General features: G+C 52.2%; 15 protein-coding genes and 1 pseudogene. 13 read left to right on the forward strand and 3 right to left on the reverse strand.

The features are described from left to right. From dnaA to PspR76_RS00040, 8 genes are all read left to right on the forward strand, one after another. The gene (gene dnaA, locus PspR76_RS00005; protein WP_159953419.1) at positions 1–1,521 is read left to right on the forward strand and encodes a chromosomal replication initiator protein DnaA; all 1,521 of its coding nucleotides are present in this window, start codon (positions 1–3) and stop codon (positions 1,519–1,521) included. Positions 1,522–1,559: 38 nt separating this feature from the next. Further along, on the forward strand, positions 1,560–2,663 hold the full coding sequence (dnaN, locus tag PspR76_RS00010; protein WP_057439291.1) for a DNA polymerase III subunit beta: 1,104 nt from the start codon (positions 1,560–1,562) through the stop codon (positions 2,661–2,663). A gap of 20 nt (positions 2,664–2,683) precedes the next feature. Then, entirely contained in the window at positions 2,684–3,787 is a 1,104-nt protein-coding gene (gene recF, locus PspR76_RS00015; protein WP_010565854.1) for a DNA replication/repair protein RecF, read from the forward strand. Positions 3,788–3,791: 4 nt separating this feature from the next. Next, positions 3,792–6,209 (forward strand): DNA topoisomerase (ATP-hydrolyzing) subunit B, encoded by a 2,418-nt coding sequence (gyrB, locus tag PspR76_RS00020; protein WP_159953420.1) that lies wholly within the window; start codon positions 3,792–3,794, stop codon positions 6,207–6,209. A gap of 953 nt (positions 6,210–7,162) precedes the next feature. Next, the gene (locus PspR76_RS00025) at positions 7,163–7,801 is read left to right on the forward strand and encodes a TnsA endonuclease N-terminal domain-containing protein (protein ID WP_159953421.1); all 639 of its coding nucleotides are present in this window, start codon (positions 7,163–7,165) and stop codon (positions 7,799–7,801) included. Continuing rightward, the gene (locus tag PspR76_RS00030; protein ID WP_159953422.1) at positions 7,782–9,737 is read left to right on the forward strand and encodes a DDE-type integrase/transposase/recombinase; all 1,956 of its coding nucleotides are present in this window, start codon (positions 7,782–7,784) and stop codon (positions 9,735–9,737) included. The genes PspR76_RS00025 and PspR76_RS00030 overlap by 20 nt, the downstream gene beginning before the upstream one ends. Next, positions 9,734–10,675 (forward strand): TniB family NTP-binding protein, encoded by a 942-nt coding sequence (locus PspR76_RS00035; protein ID WP_159953423.1) that lies wholly within the window; start codon positions 9,734–9,736, stop codon positions 10,673–10,675. The genes PspR76_RS00030 and PspR76_RS00035 overlap by 4 nt, the downstream gene beginning before the upstream one ends. An 81-nt stretch (positions 10,676–10,756) precedes the next feature. Next, the gene (locus tag PspR76_RS00040) at positions 10,757–12,601 is read left to right on the forward strand and encodes a TniQ family protein (protein WP_159953424.1); all 1,845 of its coding nucleotides are present in this window, start codon (positions 10,757–10,759) and stop codon (positions 12,599–12,601) included. Between the two features lie 116 nt (positions 12,602–12,717). On the opposite strand, the gene PspR76_RS00045 is transcribed toward PspR76_RS00040, so the two are convergent. Both PspR76_RS00045 and PspR76_RS00050 read right to left on the reverse strand, forming a co-directional pair. Then, entirely contained in the window at positions 12,718–13,329 is a 612-nt protein-coding gene (locus PspR76_RS00045; protein WP_159953425.1) for an HAD family hydrolase, read from the reverse strand. A gap of 70 nt (positions 13,330–13,399) precedes the next feature. Beyond that, positions 13,400–13,612 carry a hypothetical protein gene (locus PspR76_RS00050; protein WP_159961273.1) on the reverse strand — a complete coding sequence of 71 codons (213 nt, stop codon included), beginning with the start codon at positions 13,610–13,612 and terminating at the stop codon, positions 13,400–13,402. A 286-nt stretch (positions 13,613–13,898) separates the two neighbouring features. On the opposite strand from PspR76_RS00050, the gene tnpA reads away from it, so the two are divergent. The 5 genes and pseudogenes from tnpA to PspR76_RS31160 all read left to right on the forward strand — a co-directional run. Further along, entirely contained in the window at positions 13,899–14,276 is a 378-nt protein-coding gene (gene tnpA / locus PspR76_RS00055) for an IS66-like element accessory protein TnpA (protein ID WP_159953426.1), read from the forward strand. Beyond that, positions 14,273–14,617: an IS66 family insertion sequence element accessory protein TnpB gene (tnpB, locus tag PspR76_RS00060; RefSeq protein ID WP_078824259.1), complete on the forward strand. Its 345-nt coding sequence runs from the start codon at positions 14,273–14,275 to the stop codon at positions 14,615–14,617. The genes tnpA and tnpB overlap by 4 nt, the downstream gene beginning before the upstream one ends. Before the next feature lie 37 nt (positions 14,618–14,654). After that, on the forward strand, positions 14,655–16,160 hold the full coding sequence (tnpC, locus tag PspR76_RS00065; protein WP_078824258.1) for an IS66 family transposase: 1,506 nt from the start codon (positions 14,655–14,657) through the stop codon (positions 16,158–16,160). 3 nt (positions 16,161–16,163) lie between these two features. Continuing rightward, positions 16,164–16,742, forward strand: a complete 579-nt coding sequence (locus PspR76_RS00070) for a plasmid pRiA4b ORF-3 family protein (RefSeq protein WP_078824257.1) — start codon at positions 16,164–16,166, stop codon at positions 16,740–16,742. Between the two features lie 40 nt (positions 16,743–16,782). Beyond that, positions 16,783–17,001: pseudogene (locus tag PspR76_RS31160) on the forward strand (hypothetical protein); the annotation flags it as partial. A gap of 189 nt (positions 17,002–17,190) precedes the next feature. Here PspR76_RS31160 and PspR76_RS00075 read toward each other — a convergent pair. Further along, positions 17,191–17,961 carry an SIR2 family NAD-dependent protein deacylase gene (locus PspR76_RS00075; protein WP_159953427.1) on the reverse strand — a complete coding sequence of 257 codons (771 nt, stop codon included), beginning with the start codon at positions 17,959–17,961 and terminating at the stop codon, positions 17,191–17,193. Positions 17,962–18,002 lie beyond the last annotated feature (41 nt).

The raw sequence follows: 18,002 nt of genomic DNA on the forward strand, positions 1-18,002 counted from the left end.
GTGTCAGTGGAACTTTGGCAGCAGTGCGTGGAGCTTTTGCGCGAAGAGCTGCCTGCCCAGCAATTCAACACCTGGATCCGTCCGCTACAGGTCGAAGCCGAAGGCGACGAGTTGCGTGTCTACGCGCCGAATCGCTTTGTTCTCGATTGGGTTAATGAGAAGTACCTGAGCCGCGTTCTCGAATTGCTCGACGAACACGGCAACGGCCTTGCGCCCGTGCTTTCTTTATTAATAGGCAGCAAACGTAGCTCGGCACCGCGTGCAGCGCCGAATGCGCCGTTGGCCGCCAGTGCTTCTCAGGCCCAGGCCGCTGCGGCACCTGTTAATAACTCGCCAGCGCCCGTTGCCCAGACGCCTGCAAAATCCGCATCGCAGAAAAACGCGCCTATAAATGAAGAGCCGTCCCGCGACAGCTTCGACCCGATGGCGGGTGCCAGCTCCCAGCAAGCACCGGTGCGTGCCGAACAGCGCACCGTGCAGGTTGAAGGCGCGCTCAAGCACACCAGCTACTTGAACCGCACGTTCACCTTTGAAAACTTCGTCGAAGGTAAATCCAACCAGCTGGCCCGCGCGGCCGCCTGGCAGGTCGCCGACAACCCCAAGCACGGTTACAACCCACTCTTCCTTTATGGTGGCGTTGGCTTGGGTAAGACTCACTTGATGCATGCGGTGGGTAATCACCTATTAAAGAAGAACCCGAATGCCAAGGTTGTGTACCTGCACTCGGAGCGCTTCGTGGCTGACATGGTCAAGGCCCTGCAGCTGAACGCAATCAACGAATTCAAGCGTTTCTACCGTTCCGTTGATGCCTTGCTGATCGATGACATTCAATTCTTCGCGCGCAAGGAACGTTCTCAGGAAGAGTTTTTCCACACGTTCAACGCCTTGCTCGAAGGCGGCCAGCAGGTCATCTTGACCAGCGACCGTTACCCGAAGGAAATCGAAGGCCTGGAAGAACGCTTGAAGTCGCGTTTTGGCTGGGGCCTGACCGTTGCGGTAGAGCCGCCGGAGCTGGAAACCCGCGTCGCGATCCTGATGAAAAAGGCCGACCAGGCGAAAGTCGATCTGCCTCACGACGCTGCTTTCTTTATCGCCCAACGCATTCGCTCCAACGTGCGTGAGCTGGAAGGCGCGCTCAAGCGGGTGATCGCTCACTCGCACTTCATGGGCCGCGATATCACCATCGAGTTGATTCGCGAATCCCTGAAAGACTTGTTGGCACTGCAGGACAAGCTGGTGAGTGTGGATAACATCCAGCGCACCGTGGCTGAGTACTACAAGATCAAGATTTCCGACCTGCTGTCCAAGCGCCGCTCGCGCTCGGTGGCACGTCCACGTCAGGTAGCGATGGCGCTCTCCAAAGAGCTGACCAACCACAGCCTGCCGGAAATCGGTGATGTGTTTGGCGGTCGCGACCACACCACGGTCTTGCACGCGTGCCGCAAGATCAACGAACTTAAGGAATCCGACGCGGATATTCGCGAGGACTACAAGAACCTGCTGCGTACACTGACAACTTGATGACACCAGCGCAGCTTATTAAGGCAAGGGACTAGACCATGCATTTCACCATTCAACGCGAAGCCCTGTTGAAACCCCTGCAACTGGTCGCAGGCGTCGTCGAGCGCCGACAGACCTTGCCGGTGCTTTCCAACGTATTGCTGGTTGTCGAAGGCCAGCAATTGTCCTTGACCGGTACCGACCTTGAAGTCGAACTGGTCGGCCGCGTGCAGCTGGAAGAGCCTGCTGAACCGGGCGAGATCACTGTGCCGGCGCGCAAGCTGATGGATATTTGCAAGAGCCTGCCCAACGACGCGCTGATCGACATCAAGGTTGATGAGCAGAAGCTGGTGGTCAAGGCCGGTCGTAGCCGCTTCACCCTGTCGACGTTGCCTGCCAACGATTTCCCGACGGTGGAAGAAGGCCCGGGCTCGCTGACCTGCAGCCTTGAGCAAAGCAGGCTGCGTCGTTTGATCGAGCGCACCAGTTTCGCCATGGCTCAACAGGACGTGCGTTACTACCTCAACGGCATGCTGTTGGAAGTGTCGGAAGGCATCATCCGCGCGGTGGCCACCGACGGTCACCGTCTGGCCATGTGCTCGATGAAAGCTGATATCGGCCAGCCGGATCGCCATCAAGTGATCGTACCGCGTAAAGGTATCCTTGAACTGGCGCGTCTGCTCACCGAACCGGACGGCAACGTCAGCATCGTCCTGGGCCAGCACCACATCCGCGCTACTACCGGCGAGTTCACCTTCACCTCCAAATTGGTCGACGGCAAGTTCCCGGATTACGAGCGCGTGCTGCCTAAAGGTGGCGACAAGCTGGTGATTGGTGATCGTCAGGCACTGCGTGAAGCATTCAGCCGTACCGCGATTCTGTCGAACGAAAAGTACCGTGGTATCCGTCTGCAACTGGCTAACGGCCAATTGAAAATCCAGGCGAATAACCCTGAGCAGGAAGAAGCCGAAGAAGAAGTGGGCGTTGACTACAACGGCGGCTCGCTGGAGATCGGTTTCAACGTGAGCTACCTGCTGGACGTATTGGGTGTGATGACCACCGAACAGGTTCGCCTGATTCTGTCGGACTCCAACAGCAGTGCCCTGGTGCAAGAATCCGATAACGACGACTCGGCTTACGTTGTTATGCCGATGCGCCTGTAATCATGCTCAGCAGAAGCTAGATGTCCCTCAGTCGCGTCTCGGTCACCGCGGTGCGCAATCTGCACCCGGTGACCTTCTCCCCTTCCCCCCGCATCAATATCCTCCACGGCGCCAACGGCAGTGGCAAAACCAGCGTGCTGGAAGCCATTCATTTGCTGGGGCTCGCCCGTTCTTTTCGCAGTGCACGCCTGTTGCCAGTGATTCAGTACGAACAACTGGCCTGTACGGTGTTCGGCCAAGTCGAATTGGCCGAAGGCGGTCATAGCAGCCTGGGGATATCGCGAGATCGCGGCGGTGAATTTCAAATTCGCATTGATGGGCAAAATGCTCGCAGTGCTGCGCAATTGGCAGAAATCCTGCCATTGCAGCTGATCAACCCCGACAGCTTCCGCTTGTTGGAAGGCGCCCCCAAAATCCGCAGGCAATTCCTCGATTGGGGAGTGTTCCACGTGGAACCGCGTTTCATGGCCACTTGGCAGCGCCTGCAGAAGGCCCTGCGGCAGCGGAACTCATGGCTGCGGCATGGTACACTCGACGCCGCTTCGCAAGCAGCCTGGGACCGGGAACTGTGCCTGGCCAGCGACGAAATTGATGAATACCGACGCGCCTATATCAAAGCCTTGAAACCAGTCTTTGAGCAGACCTTGAGTGAGTTGTTGGATCTCGAGGGCCTGACGCTGAGCTACTACCGTGGTTGGGATAAAGAGCGTGAGCTGAGCGCAGTGCTCGCCACGTCCTTGCAACGGGATCAGCAAATTGGCCATACGCAAGCAGGCCCCCAACGGGCTGATCTGCGCCTTAGATTAGGCGCACATAATGCCGCGGATATCTTGTCACGCGGTCAGCAGAAGTTGGTGGTGTGTGCGCTGCGCATTGCCCAAGGGCATTTGGTTAGCCAAGCCCGGCGCGGTCAGTGTATTTATCTGGTGGATGACTTGCCGTCCGAACTCGACGAGCAACACCGCCGTGCGTTATGCCGCTTGTTGGAAGACTTACGCTGCCAGGTGTTTATCACCTGTGTAGACCACGAATTATTGAGGGAAGGCTGGCAGACGGAAACGCCAGTCGCTTTGTTCCACGTGGAACAAGGCCGTATCACCCAGACCCACGACCATCGGGAGTGAAGGCATGAGCGAAGAAAACACGTACGACTCGACCAGCATTAAAGTGCTGAAAGGTTTGGATGCCGTACGCAAACGTCCCGGTATGTACATCGGCGACACCGATGATGGTAGCGGTCTGCACCACATGGTGTTCGAGGTGGTCGACAACTCCATCGACGAAGCTTTGGCCGGTCACTGCGACGACATCAGCATTATCATCCACCCGGATGAGTCCATCACCGTGCGCGACAACGGTCGCGGCATTCCGGTAGATGTGCACAAAGAAGAAGGCGTTTCGGCGGCAGAGGTCATCATGACCGTGCTCCACGCCGGCGGTAAGTTCGACGACAACTCCTATAAAGTCTCCGGCGGTTTGCACGGTGTAGGTGTGTCGGTAGTGAACGCCCTGTCTGAAGAGCTGATCCTGACTGTTCGCCGTAGCGGCAAAATCTGGGAACAGACTTACGTGCACGGTGTGCCACAAGAGCCGATGAAAATCGTTGGCGACAGTGAATCCACCGGTACGCAGATCCACTTCAAGCCATCGGCTGAAACCTTCAAGAATATCCACTTCAGCTGGGACATCCTGGCCAAGCGTATTCGCGAACTGTCCTTCCTCAACTCCGGTGTGGGTATCGTCCTCAAGGACGAGCGCAGCGGCAAGGAAGAGCTGTTCAAGTACGAAGGCGGCCTGCGTGCGTTCGTTGAATACCTGAACACCAACAAGACGGCGGTCAACCAGGTGTTCCACTTCAACATCCAGCGTGAAGACGGCATCGGCGTGGAAATCGCCCTGCAGTGGAACGACAGCTTCAACGAGAACCTGTTGTGCTTCACCAACAACATTCCACAGCGCGACGGCGGTACTCACTTGGTGGGTTTCCGTTCCGCACTGACGCGTAACCTGAACACCTACATCGAAGCCGAAGGCTTGGCCAAGAAGCACAAAGTCGCCACCACCGGTGACGACGCACGTGAAGGCCTGACCGCGATTATCTCGGTGAAAGTGCCGGATCCGAAGTTCAGCTCCCAGACCAAAGACAAGCTGGTGTCTTCCGAAGTGAAGACGGCAGTGGAACAGGAGATGGGTAAATACTTCTCCGACTTCCTGCTGGAGAACCCGAACGAAGCCAAGCTGGTCGTCGGTAAGATGATCGACGCGGCGCGTGCCCGTGAAGCGGCGCGTAAAGCCCGTGAGATGACCCGCCGTAAAGGCGCGCTGGATATCGCCGGCCTGCCAGGCAAACTGGCTGACTGCCAGGAGAAGGACCCTGCCCTCTCCGAACTGTACCTGGTGGAAGGTGACTCTGCTGGCGGTTCCGCCAAGCAGGGTCGTAACCGTCGCACCCAGGCCATCCTGCCGTTGAAAGGTAAGATCCTCAACGTTGAGAAGGCCCGCTTCGACAAGATGATTTCCTCTCAGGAAGTCGGCACCTTGATCACGGCGTTGGGCTGCGGTATTGGCCGCGATGAGTACAACATCGACAAGTTGCGCTACCACAACATCATCATCATGACCGATGCTGACGTCGACGGTTCGCACATTCGTACCCTGCTGCTGACCTTCTTCTTCCGTCAGTTGCCGGAGCTGATCGAGCGTGGCTACATCTATATCGCTCAGCCGCCGTTGTACAAAGTGAAAAAGGGCAAGCAAGAGCAATACATTAAAGACGACGACGCCATGGAAGAGTACATGACGCAGTCGGCCTTGGAAGACGCGAGCCTGCACTTGAACGACGAAGCGCCTGGCATTTCCGGTGAGTCGCTGGAACGCCTGGTTAACGACTTCCGCATGGTTATGAAGACCCTCAAGCGTCTGTCGCGCCTGTACCCTCAGGAACTGACCGAGCACTTCATCTACCTGCCATCGGTGAGCCTCGAACAGCTGGGCGATCACGCGCACATGCAGAATTGGCTGGCCCAGTACGAAGTTCGCCTGCGCACTTCGGAGAAGTCTGGCCTGGTCTACAAAGCCAGCCTGCGTGAAGACCGTGAACGTAACGTGTGGCTGCCAGAGGTTGAACTGATCTCCCATGGCCTGTCGAACTACGTCACCTTCAACCGCGACTTCTTCGGCAGTAACGACTACAAAACCGTCGTTACCCTCGGCGCGCAATTGAGCACCCTGCTGGACGACGGTGCTTACATTCAGCGTGGCGAACGCAAGAAGCAGGTCAAGGAATTCAAGGAAGCCCTTGATTGGCTGATGGCGGAAAGCACCAAGCGTCACACCATCCAGCGATACAAAGGTCTGGGCGAGATGAACCCGGATCAGCTGTGGGAAACCACCATGGACCCGGCTCAGCGTCGCATGCTGCGCGTGACCATCGAAGACGCCATTGGCGCTGACCAGATCTTCAACACCCTGATGGGTGATGCGGTCGAGCCTCGTCGTGACTTCATCGAGAGCAATGCGTTGGCGGTATCCAACCTGGACTTCTGATCAGGTGTAGGTTCACAGAATAGTTGCGACTTTTCACAAATAAATGGTTCGACTAGCCCCTAGGGTTAGGTTGCCATTTTAGAAGAGGGCCCGCTTATAGCGGGCTTTTTTTTGCTCGCAAAACGGCGGTATACGCGATGGGGACTTTGACACGAGGGAGCCAATTTACAATAAAAATCGATCGATGCTAATTAGATTGGCATCTTCGGACGGTTAAATAACCAAAACTCTTGTGGGTCTATACTTGCAGCAACCTAAGAAGCGAGGAATTTAATAGAAACGGAGCGTGTTTTAGGTAGAGCTGACATCTGATTGAGTTGAAAAAAACGAGGATAATTAGATGCTTGCAGCGTGAAGAAAACTAATAAAAGATTGGTAGATTCTATATTCTAACTGTTAAATAAGTATAAATATATTATACCTAGTTATCTCTAAAAGTTTGCCAGCTATGTTGTTGAGATGTCAAAAAAGCGGTCAATTTTTAGCGGTAAGTCATAGATTTTCCTAACGTGCTGGAATACTATTTAATATGTAATTTTTGAGCGTGAGACTATTCCGTTAGTGAAATCAAAGGGTTGCTGAAGGTGATTCAAGCATAATCTTCAGTTAGAAATTGATGAGGTTAACGGGTTTAGATCAGGTCCGTATAACCAGGCCGTACTTGGATAGTGTTTAGCTATCAAGTCAGAGGGTGAAAAATGAAAGGCGGGAGGTGTGAAATGTAAAAACGCGACCAAAACCTAGGGGCTTTGACCGCGCCGATTTGAAGCGATATTGCTGGCTTGAGAACCGCAATTTCAGCTTTTTTTCAGTGCTTGTCAATCCCCTCCCATCATTTCGACTTTATCGAGGCTGCTCGACGGGAAAGTGTTGCCCGCCGATTGTAGCCCTTGATTACCGGCCTGTACCTGGCTTTCAGGTGCAGCGACGGTGCACGTCTATGGAGGTGTGCGATGGCAGTACGTAAGGTAGTTACACGAAGCTCATGTCATTTTCGGGGGTACTTCCCCTCTCTAAAAAATGGCCATTCTGTGGCTTGGGAGTCGCAGTTGGAAGGTGGTTTTTTCCGGCTCCTGGAGCTCTCCTCGACCGTTGTTCGTTATGAAGTGCAGCCTTCTCGGGAAAGAGTTCCACTGGGTGATTCATTTGTAGATTACGTCCCTGATCTCCGCGTTTTCCTTGAAAACGGTTGTGAGTGGTGGTTTGAAGTAAAGCCAGAAAAAAAACTGTTAATAAGCAGCGTTAAGCTAAAACTTGATGCAGCCAATATGCACTTCACTGCTACCAATCGAAACTTTTCCGTGGTTACGGATGGTTTGATATGGCGGGAGCCAATGGCAAAAAATTTAAAAAAAATTCTGTATCACCGACTCGGCCCTTTGCTTTCTTCGTCGGATAAAGCCGACGCCTGCTCTGAATTAAATAAATATCAACCTCAGGTTTTTGAGGAGGTGGTATCGATTTTTGGAGAGATCGAAGCTTGGCGCTTGTTGGCTCTGTGCATTATTGGCGTCGATCTTGACGCTCCACTAGCTTATAAATCACCGATCTTTCTAAGCGGAGGGCATCGCCATGCAAACATTTTTGCTTAAGTCGAAACTAGTTGTTGTTATACATGGGGTAACGATGTCCCTTCATCGGAGAATTATAAATGGCAGCTTGTTGTTTTTTGATCAACTAGGCGAACCTACTACGTTAACTGAGTCTGAGTTTTACCGCGGTTACGAAAAACGGGAGATCGAAATTTGTGCGGAACAGCCGCTCCTTGGTGAAATTCCTTATGTGAAGAACGCAGCCCCGGATCTAACTTGTTTTCCTAAAAAACACAGTGATGAAGCTTTACGCCGCCGTAGCTATATAACTGGAATAATGGAGGATCATACAAGGATACCTAGTAAAGAAATTTTACGAACTAAACTGAAAGTGATATCGGAGGCGCTAGGAGATTCGTGTGCTCCCTCCATTTCAACAGTTAGGAGGTGGTGCTCGAGGTTTCTCGGTAATAATGTTGTTAGGCTGGTACCGAAACATACGTCGAAAGGACGGGGCAACGTAATATCTGGTGAGCTAGAAGAGGTGTTACAAGATGTCATAAATCGAGTATACCTTCAGTTAGAACGTCAAAAAATTTCCGTGGTGGTCGGCGAATATTTAAAACTTTTGGACGAAAAAAATGCTACACGTCTGCCTTCTGATCAGTTAATAAAACCGTGTGGAATGACTATTAGGAGATATATAGCTAAGCTTGATCCATATGAGGTTGATGTACACCGTATAGGTAAATATGCTGCAAAAAAGAAACATCGGGTTGCGAGCGAAGTACTTGTTGTTGATAGCATCTTGGATCGTTGGGAGATTGACCATACTCTCTTGGACGTGTTGTTGGTTGACGAAGAAACAGGATTAGTTATTGGGCGCCCTTATATTACGGTCGTGCTCGACAAGTTTTCCCGCATGATCATGGGCTACCTGCTTCATTTATCTGCGCCTAATACTGAAACCGTGCTTCGTGTAATAGAGCGCGCCATTCGGCCTAAAGCAGAGCTTTTGGCGCGCTTCCCTAAAGTCCAGAACGAGTGGCGTGCTCATGGAATACCCGCACGGCTCGTCCCTGACAACGCCGCTGAATTCCATGCGGACGATATGATCGCAGGCTTCAACGAGCTTGGTATCGAGATTATGTACCCTCGATCTCGAGGGCCGGAAATGAAAGGTTCAGTTGAGAGATTTTTCCGTACCCAGAATATTGGATTAATTCATAAGCTACCAGGAACGACTTTTTCTAGTATCCAGGAGAAGGGGGATTATAAATCAGAGAAACACGCTTGCTTCACGTTGGCTCAGCTTGAAGCAAGCGTTGTGAAGTGGATTGTTGACGCGTACCACCAAACACCCCACCGAGGGCTTAACAAAAGGACTCCTGCGCAAGTGTGGGCTGCCGACGAGGTAAGCCGGCAGATTAGGCTTCCCGTAGATCTTGATGCACTCGAATGTATCCTTGCGCGCCGAAGTATGGCGCAGGTTCATCACTACGGCATTGAGGTAGGAGGTTATGGTTATCATTCGCCTGAACTATCTGAGTTGAGAATGCGGCTACAACCGAAAGAAAAGGTAAGCGTTCGGTATCGTGACGAGGTTGGCCACGTATGGGTGCATGATCGTTTCAGAAATGTGTTTTTACAGGTACCTATAAAAGATAAGCGCATGCTTGGATTGAGTCGTGATCTATTGAAAGCAGCCAGTAAGGCGCTTGAGGATAGCGGAGTCCTTAAACCTAGTATTGAACAGCTTCATCAATCCCACCGCGATATAACCGAGGATATCAACGAGGCACGCCGCTCTCAGCTGCTGCGTAAACGTCGGGAGGTAGCCCGTGCCAAGTTAGATAAGGACGGTTGGAAAGTTCAATCAGCTAAGCCTCTAATGGTATCCGTCGAAACAGATTGGTTTGATACGGCGATCAATATGGATACGGCGACACCTTTCAAGGTGACTTATCATCACCCGAACGGCGGGGATAAATCATGAGCGATTACCAAGAAAACCAAGCGCAATTCTCCCTACGTCACCACTTCATCCTAAGCCCGCAAGCAGAGCGAGCACTGACTCGATTGATTGAAGTCCATGGAGACACGCGACGCACAGGTTCTAGCAAGGGGCTTGTTATACAAGGGCCAAGCGGTGTTGGGAAAAGCACGTTGATCAAAGAGTACGTTAGGGACTTGGAGTCTGCGAAAGAAAGCGAGGCGGTAAAACGCTCTGTGCTCGTTGTGGAGATTCCGTCCTCACCTACTAAAAAAAACCTCGCAACAGCCATGCTAACTGCGATGAAAGATCCCTATGCAGACTCTCGTAGCCATTCGGCTGAAACGAAATTTGCGAGGATCATTCTGCTTTTGAGCAACCTCAACGTTGAAGTTGTCGTTCTAGACGAAGCGCAGCATCTCGTGGATTACAAGCGTAACGATGCCTATGAGGCGGCTGACTGGATCAAAAGCCTGATGAACGAAACTCGCATTATGTTTGTCCTCGTTGGCCTAAAGCGGACTGAAGGTCTGCTTTGGGCCAACGAACAGTTGAGACGAAGATTTTCTGCAACGGTTGATTACAACAGATTCACACTAAATGAGTCCAGTTGGACGCAGTTCGCGATGTTACTGCAGAGCGTCCGTGAACTGCTGCCGGTTCTTTCCATTACTTTTACAGATAAGGAAATGATTCGTCGCTTTTTTTTGGCATCATTCGGTTTAATTGACTATCTGATCAAGATAGTAGATCGCGCCGTTTGGTTGGTACAGCATCGAGGGGCCGAAGGTATCAATCTTGAAATACTCAGTGAGGCCTTTAAGGACGAGGTCTGGAGCGCAGCACCTAATGAGCGAAATCCGTTTAGTAGTATGTTCGATTTCAAACCTTTGATCAGAGATCATGAGCCGTTTGAAAGCTTCGACATTATTGCGGCTTAAAGCTATTCAAACCCGGTGTAATCATCGGGTTTTGGTTATTTAAATCTAAACGGTTGCGATGTTTTTCGAAGGAACAGTTTTATGTTCGGTCTAGTAGTAAGCCCTGCGCCCAAATATGATGAGAGCTTAGCGGGTTATCTACATCGCTTGGGAGGATGTAATGGTCTCTGGAATGGCGAAGTTATTAGGCTTTTCAAGGATCTCTCTGATGAGCTGGTACATGACTGGCTAAGTGAGCATGCTATGCATGCAAGTTGGCGTGATGTGAGTGCGGAAATTCGAGTACCTAAATTTAATAATCAGAAGGTATGGTCCATAAAAAATGCAAAGTATTGCCCAATTTGTATGGCTTCAGAATTCTATTGGCGAGAGTTGTGGGACCTTACTCTATATACAGTGTGCACAATACATAAGCGTGAACTTTTGTACAGATGTCCCGAGTGCCAAGCAAAATCATCGCAAAAGATTTTATTTAGGGAGAGCTGCGACAGCTGTGGTCACCCCATTATTACGGCGTGTTCGGGCTTGACGTCAGTCGATGAATCAAAACTGTGGATTTCTGTCGAGCTTGAAAAGCGTTTTCGCGGTTGTAGTAATAAAGTATCTTCAGGAGTCGATTCGTTAACTCTTTATCAGTTTCACTTTTTAGCAATTCGGATCGCTGTTAGGGCGTTGAGCCGCACACATGTTATGAACATGACAGTTGCCTCGATGTCCTATAAAAACGTAGTTCCTGACTTGGCTGCTGCTGCGGGTAAAGTCCTTTTAGGTTGGCCAAAAACCTTTTATGATTTGCTTAACGATCTTATGAAACTTAGAGAGTCTAGCCTTTCTTGGAGGTTAGGATCTGCATTTGGAAGAATCTATAATGATGTGTATTTGTCGTTGACAGACCGTTGCTACGACTTTATTCGTGGTGAGTTCGAACAATACGTTGTTCTACACTGGGAGGGTCCATTGGCTATGAGGAACCGGCGCTTAAGTGAGTGCACATTACTTGCCCATCGATGGCTCCCATATAAAAAGGCAGCGAGAACAGTTGGGCTTCCCGAAAGTTTTCTCCGAAGGATGCATGTGTCCGGCGAGCTTCCCACGAGGGAGTTTACGTACACTTGTGGTAAAACTGCCATAGTGGTAGATCTAGAAGAGGCTCGCAGGCTCACCTCGTCTCGGCATGAACCGCTTAACTTACGGGAAACGTCTCGTTTACTTTGTCTTAGTAGGAAGCGCATAGAACAATTAATAGGGGCAGGTATATTAAAATTCGTTGGCGGTTGTCCGCATGCTGGTGAGAGATGGTTAGTTGACTATTCTTCAATAATAGCTTTGACACCTACAAGGTTTTTGACAAGCCCTGGTGTGGATTTCATAACAATTTCTCAAGTCGCAAAGCACTATCTTCCTACTTCAAATGGCTTAGCAGAGTTGGTTGTTGCAATTAAGGATGGTGAAATACCTGTATTTTGCAGAGCTGAGTCAGAACCGGTGTGTGTTGGTGAGTGGTTAGTTAGTAAAGCCGAAGTTTTATTGAGTAAGATAACACTTCACTCATCATCGCAGGACAAAGGACTGTCAGTCGCTGATGCAGCAAAAGAGCTGGGCGTGAAGGAGGAAGTGGCTTACGCACTTGTACGTCATGGCCGACTTCGTAGTGAAAAAGTTCAATGCTCTAGGCGGTCAGCACAGATTATAAGTCCCACAGCAATAAAACATTTCAAACGGAATTATATTCTGTCCCCTGAAGTCGCACTGCTTTTGGATATACCACGAGGAAACGTTTTACTGCAATTGCGAGACAAAGGATTTTCTCCTGTAGTTGGCCCTACTTTATTACACGCGAAATGCCGACAGTATGCATGGCGAAGGAGCAAAAAGCTAACAGCCTATCTTGCTTCTTTTGCAAGGCTGTATGGTTTACCTGAGTAAGCTGGTTACTGCCTAAGCCGTATTGCACGTGGTGCGATATGCCGCTGACCCGGCTAGTTAGCATTTCGTTGGTTCTGATCGATTAATCGCTAGTTCATATCGCATTGCTAGAGCCATCAGCTTTTGCGGAGGATGTCTTCTGCAAATGCTTGCAAGGTCGTGTAGCTACCTCCACCTTTCCGATCCAGGTAAAAGCCTTGCATACCGAACCCAAGGGGACCATCACAATCGCACCTTTGCGAATCACCAATCATCCATGTTTCACGAGGCATGGTACCGATGAGCTGCGTCACATGCTGGTAGATTTTGAATGATGGTTTGATAGCTCCCACCGAAAAGCTGTAGGCGTAACCATCCAGATTCGGATATAGCCTTTCGATGGCCGATGCATATGGTTGAGCGAGATTGGAGCAAACCGCCACTTTTAATCCTGCCGCTTGGAGGGTTGCCACAGCAGCAATTCCGTCAGGATAGGCCTGGATGGCCGCCAGCTCTTCACGGAGTCCGTCTTCAAGTCGGTTCATGAAATCAGTTTCAACAGATATCCCGAAATAATCAGCGGCTTGTCTAAGGTCCATAGGAATGGACAGTAGATCCTCCGCGTCGGTGGCTTTGGGGCGTCGGCCTTGTTCGATCCCTATTTTAAGAATCTTGCGATAAGGATTTGTCCCAACACCGATTTTTACGAGCGTGCCAAACGCATCAAATACGGCTGCCAAAACGGGCATGGAAAAGCGCTCACATGTGGTACTGACTTTCAGCTATCAAATGCATCATTAGGCGGTTGCCGATCATCAGTCAGAGGTCATTAGATTTGAGCTTCGCCAGGCCCTGTTTAATGTGGCCGGCATTTTCACCAATCGTATACAACGCACCGCGGACATTTTCACTGATCTCGCTGAATCCCCTATTCTCGATGTGGAGGGTCAGTTCCATCAGCGCAGCCTCCAGCGCCAGTTGGTTTTCGTACATTCTGTCCAGCAGGTCTGACAGAGAATATTGCCCAGACATTTCGCGTAAATTCCATTCGAGAAACTCCAAGCATAGCAGTGGCTCCCGCTAGAATGGGTTGGCTATAGATAACGTTTTTTCTGAGAAATTGGATGAGTATGGAACTAACAGAAGAAGAGATGCGACGCGCACTGTTCGGTGGGGCTGTGACCCCAGCGCTTGCAATTGATACACACGAAAAAGACACCGTGCCGGATTTGCTGAGTAACCGTCCGGCCAGCACCCTCTCCTGACAGCCCTCCAAATTAGCCAAAATAGTGGACACCATTTTTTAGTGGACACTATCTTGGATAACGTTGCCCCCGCTCGTCGAACCGGCCGCCGCCCCAACTTCTCGCTGGCGTTCAAACGCCAAGTCGTCGAGGCGACCCTCCAGCCTGGCGCCTCCGTGTCGTTGATCGCTCGTGAACATGACGTCAATGCCAACCTAGTGTTTCGCTGGCGGCATCAATATCAGGAGGGGTTATTCGGCACCGTCAGCCAGAGCGCAACGCTTTTGCCCGTCCGGGTGATTGAGGCGCCAATCGATCTGCCACACGTCGTCCAGCCACAGGCGGAGTGTCATTCCGAGATCGCAGTTGAGGTTGGAAAAGCCAGGCTGCGTATCACGGGCGCACCCGATCCGCAGACGCTGCAATTCGTCTTGCAGCAGTTGCTGCGATGATTGCTCCGCCCGCTGGAACCCGTATCTGGATCGCCGCCGGCGTCACGGATATGCGCCGTGGCTTCGATGGTTTAGCGGCACAGGTGCAGACACAGTTGGAAGCCGACCCGTTTTCCGGTCAGATCTTTGCCTTTCGCGGACGGCGCGGTGACCGGATCAAGCTGTTGTGGTGGGATGGCGACGGCTTGTGTCTGTTTTGCAAACGGTTGGAACAAGGGCGCTTCGTCTGGCCGCAAGCAACCAGCGGCAGCGTGTCGCTGACGGCTGCGCAGTTATCGATGCTGTTGGAAGGTATTGATTGGCGCAGGCCAATTCGTACAGCACCCGTCCTCGCGGTCTGACTTGCCGCGCTGAAAAAATCCCCAGTAACATGCGGTCATGACTCTCGTGACCGACTCCCTGCCGAACGATCTTCAAGCCTTGAAGACTCTGGTCTCTGCCCAGCGGGCAGAGATTGAGCGCTTGAGAATGATGATCGCCAAGCTGCGTCGTACGCAGTTCGGTCGCAGCTCCGAGCAACTGGACGCGATGATCGATCAACTTCAGTTGAGCCTTGAAGAGCTGCAAGTCAGCCAAGCCGAAATGACACCGCCAGTCGAACCGGCACCTCGCGCAGTTTTGCGCCGCAAACCATTGCCCGAACACCTGCCTCGCGAAACTCACGTGCATCAGCCTGAGTCGCAATGCACGGGCTGCGGTGGGAAGCTTCGCTATTTGGGTGAGGATGTTTCCGAAGTGCTGGAGTACGTTCCGGCACGTTTCAAAGTCATTCGCCATGTCCGTCCGAAGATGGTTTGCAGTTGCTGCGAGCACATCGCCCAGGTGCCGGCGCCGAGTCGTCCAATAGCCAGAGGCCTTGCAGGCCCGGGGTTGTTGGCCCATGTGCTGGTCTCCAAGTTTGTCGATCATCTGCCGCTGTACCGGCAGTCCGAGATCTACGCCCGTGAGGGCGTGGAGCTGGAGCGCTCAACCCTGGCCGACTGGGTGGGCCAGAGCAGCCAATTGCTCAGGCCACTGGTCAACGCGCTTGAGCACCACGTCATGAGCGGTCACAAAGTCCATGCCGACGACACGCCGATTGGCGTGCTCGCGCCGGGCAACGGCAAGATCAAAACGGCTCGCCTGTGGACATACGTGCGCGACGACCGACCTGCGGGTGACTCGACACCGGCGGCGGTCTGGTTTGCCTATTCGCCGGATCGCAAGGGGCAACATCCGCGCGCTCATCTCAAGAGTTTCAGCGGGATCTTGCAGGCTGACGGCTACGCCGGTTTTGCTCAACTGTATGCGACAGGCACTATTGAGGAAGCCGCCTGCTGGGCTCATGCCCGACGCAAGTTTTACGATGTCTACAAAGACCAGGCTTCACCCCTTGCCGCCGAGGCGCTGCAACGGATTGCGGCCCTGTATGCCATCGAGAGCGAAATTCGAGGGCAACCGCCCGACCAACGCAAAGCGATTCGGCAAAGCCGGGCCAGTCCGCTGCTGGTACACCTGCACGCATGGCTTAATCAGACGCTGACTCAACTGTCGAAAAAGTCGGCATTGGGCGGTGCAATCCTCTATGCCCTCAACCGGTGGCAGGCCTTAATGCGCTACTGCGATGACGGCCGAATCGAAATCGACAACAACGCTGCCGAACGGGCGCTACGCGCCGTCGCGCTGGGCCGCAAAAACTACCTGTTTGCCGGTTCCGATGCCGGCGGAGAACGAGCCGCAGCGATTTACAGCCTGGTGGGTACTGCCAAGCTAAACGGGTTAAACCCACAGGGCTATCTGACCTACGTGCTTGAACACATTGCCGAACACCCGATCAATCGGGTGAGCGAGTTGCTGCCCTGGAACATATCCTTGAACCACACTGAACACTGTGAGGCCGCCTGATTCATGGTTAAAACTGTCCGTTTACCCAAACCCGCCCCCGACCTGTTGCTGCTGCACATCGAGCTGAAGTGGATCACTCCGAAGATTTGGCGTCGGTTCGCGGTGCCTGAAAACATCACCTTGGGAAAATTGCACCATGTCATCCAGATCGTGATGGGCTGGAGTGATAGCCATCTGCATGAGTTTGAAATTGCCGGTGAGAATTACGGCATGCCCGACCCTGATGGCTGGGGGCCGACGGTAAACCCGGAAGCCCGTAAAACGCTGATCAAGGCGCTGAACGGAAGGCGGACATTTAATTATCTCTACGACTTTGGTGACAGTTGGCATCACAGTATCAAGGTCGAAAAAACGCTACCCGCTATTGCCTGTCCTCAGGTGCCGTACTGCATCGACGGCGCCAATGCTTGCCCACCGGAAGACGTGGGTGGCGGGCCTGGTTACGAGGAGTTTCTGGAGGCGATGGCCAACCCCAATCATCCAGAGCATGACGCCATGGTTGAATGGCATGGCGATGTTTTTGATCCAGCGGCATTTGAGTGCGAGCGCGTGAACCAGTGGTTTAAACGGATTAAGGTTTGAGTTGCAAGGCGGTGTAGCTCGGACGCTTACTTTGCTGACGGTGGAACCGTTGAAAGATGCGAAAAAAAAGCAAGTTTCAAAAAGCTTTACTCCCAGGCTGAGAGTCACGCTGCGGGTGGGAAACGAATTTGAGGGCAGGATGCACGAGATTGTGTATGAGGCCGATACACTGAGTTCCCTGGTTGCTGAGCAAGAGGCGACTAGGACGGCCAGAAAGAAATTCAGGTTCGTGGAAGTGGTATCGATTAAGTCAATGTAATTGGATGCACGGACTTGGCGTGTGCGCCAGGTATCAAATAACGTAGTGAGGCCCGTACTGGGCTCGATGCGAGTACTTGGGCTCGGTCGTTGAGACTTCCTAGAGAAGGCAATATTTTTTTGTGGAAATAAATTATCAAGAAGGGAACATCCCTATGTTTTTTCTAGCCGAAAACCGGTGTGCCAGTCTTCAACCCGCGCGAATGGTCTCTATCCTTTGGGCTAACATTGGCAATATCTCGACGGCAGCCCCCACCAGCATGAATTCCTTCTGTTCGCCCGTTGAAACGTTAGCTTTGTTCACGTGAATGACCGATGCTCCAGACGCCAATGCAAGGTCCGGAAGGCCCGCGGCAGGCATTACAATTCCAGAGGTGCCCACTGAGATCAGAAGATCGCAATCCTTAACCAGGTGAACTGCTTTCTTCCAAGCCTGTGGCGGCAAATCCTCTCCGTACCAGACCACCGCAGGGCGCATTTTGCCGTTACAACGTTCACACCTGGGAGGCTCGATTGGAGCGCCTTCATCCGGCATTACTGATTGATCTGGCGACACAGCCGAAGACCGATGGCAGGCGAAGCACTTGGGCATTGCCAAAGTGCCATGCAAATGCACCACATTTAGAGAACCTGCTCGCTCATGAAGGTCATCGATATTCTGGGTAATGACAGAAATCTGGCGGTGTGTGTTAGCCATGCGAGGTACTGCAAGATGTGCTGCATTTGGTTTTGCTTGATCGACTCGGAGACGCCTCCACAGATACCATCCCCATACCAATGCTGCGTTCTCACGAAACGCCTTGGCTGTCTCTAAATCCCTCGGATGGTATCCTGCCCAGATTCCAGAAAGATTCTCGCTATAGGTCGGGATACCGCTATCGGCGGAGATGCCAGCGCCGGTGAAAAAGACCACCTTCTTGACCTTCTGTAGCACAGCTACAGCCTGCTCTATGTCAGTCATGGTACAAATCTCTCCTATCTTCCCGCTTTGCGTTTCAAGGA

It is taken from the genome of Pseudomonas sp. R76 (assembly GCF_009834565.1).
In the GTDB taxonomy this organism is placed as follows: domain Bacteria; phylum Pseudomonadota; class Gammaproteobacteria; order Pseudomonadales; family Pseudomonadaceae; genus Aquipseudomonas.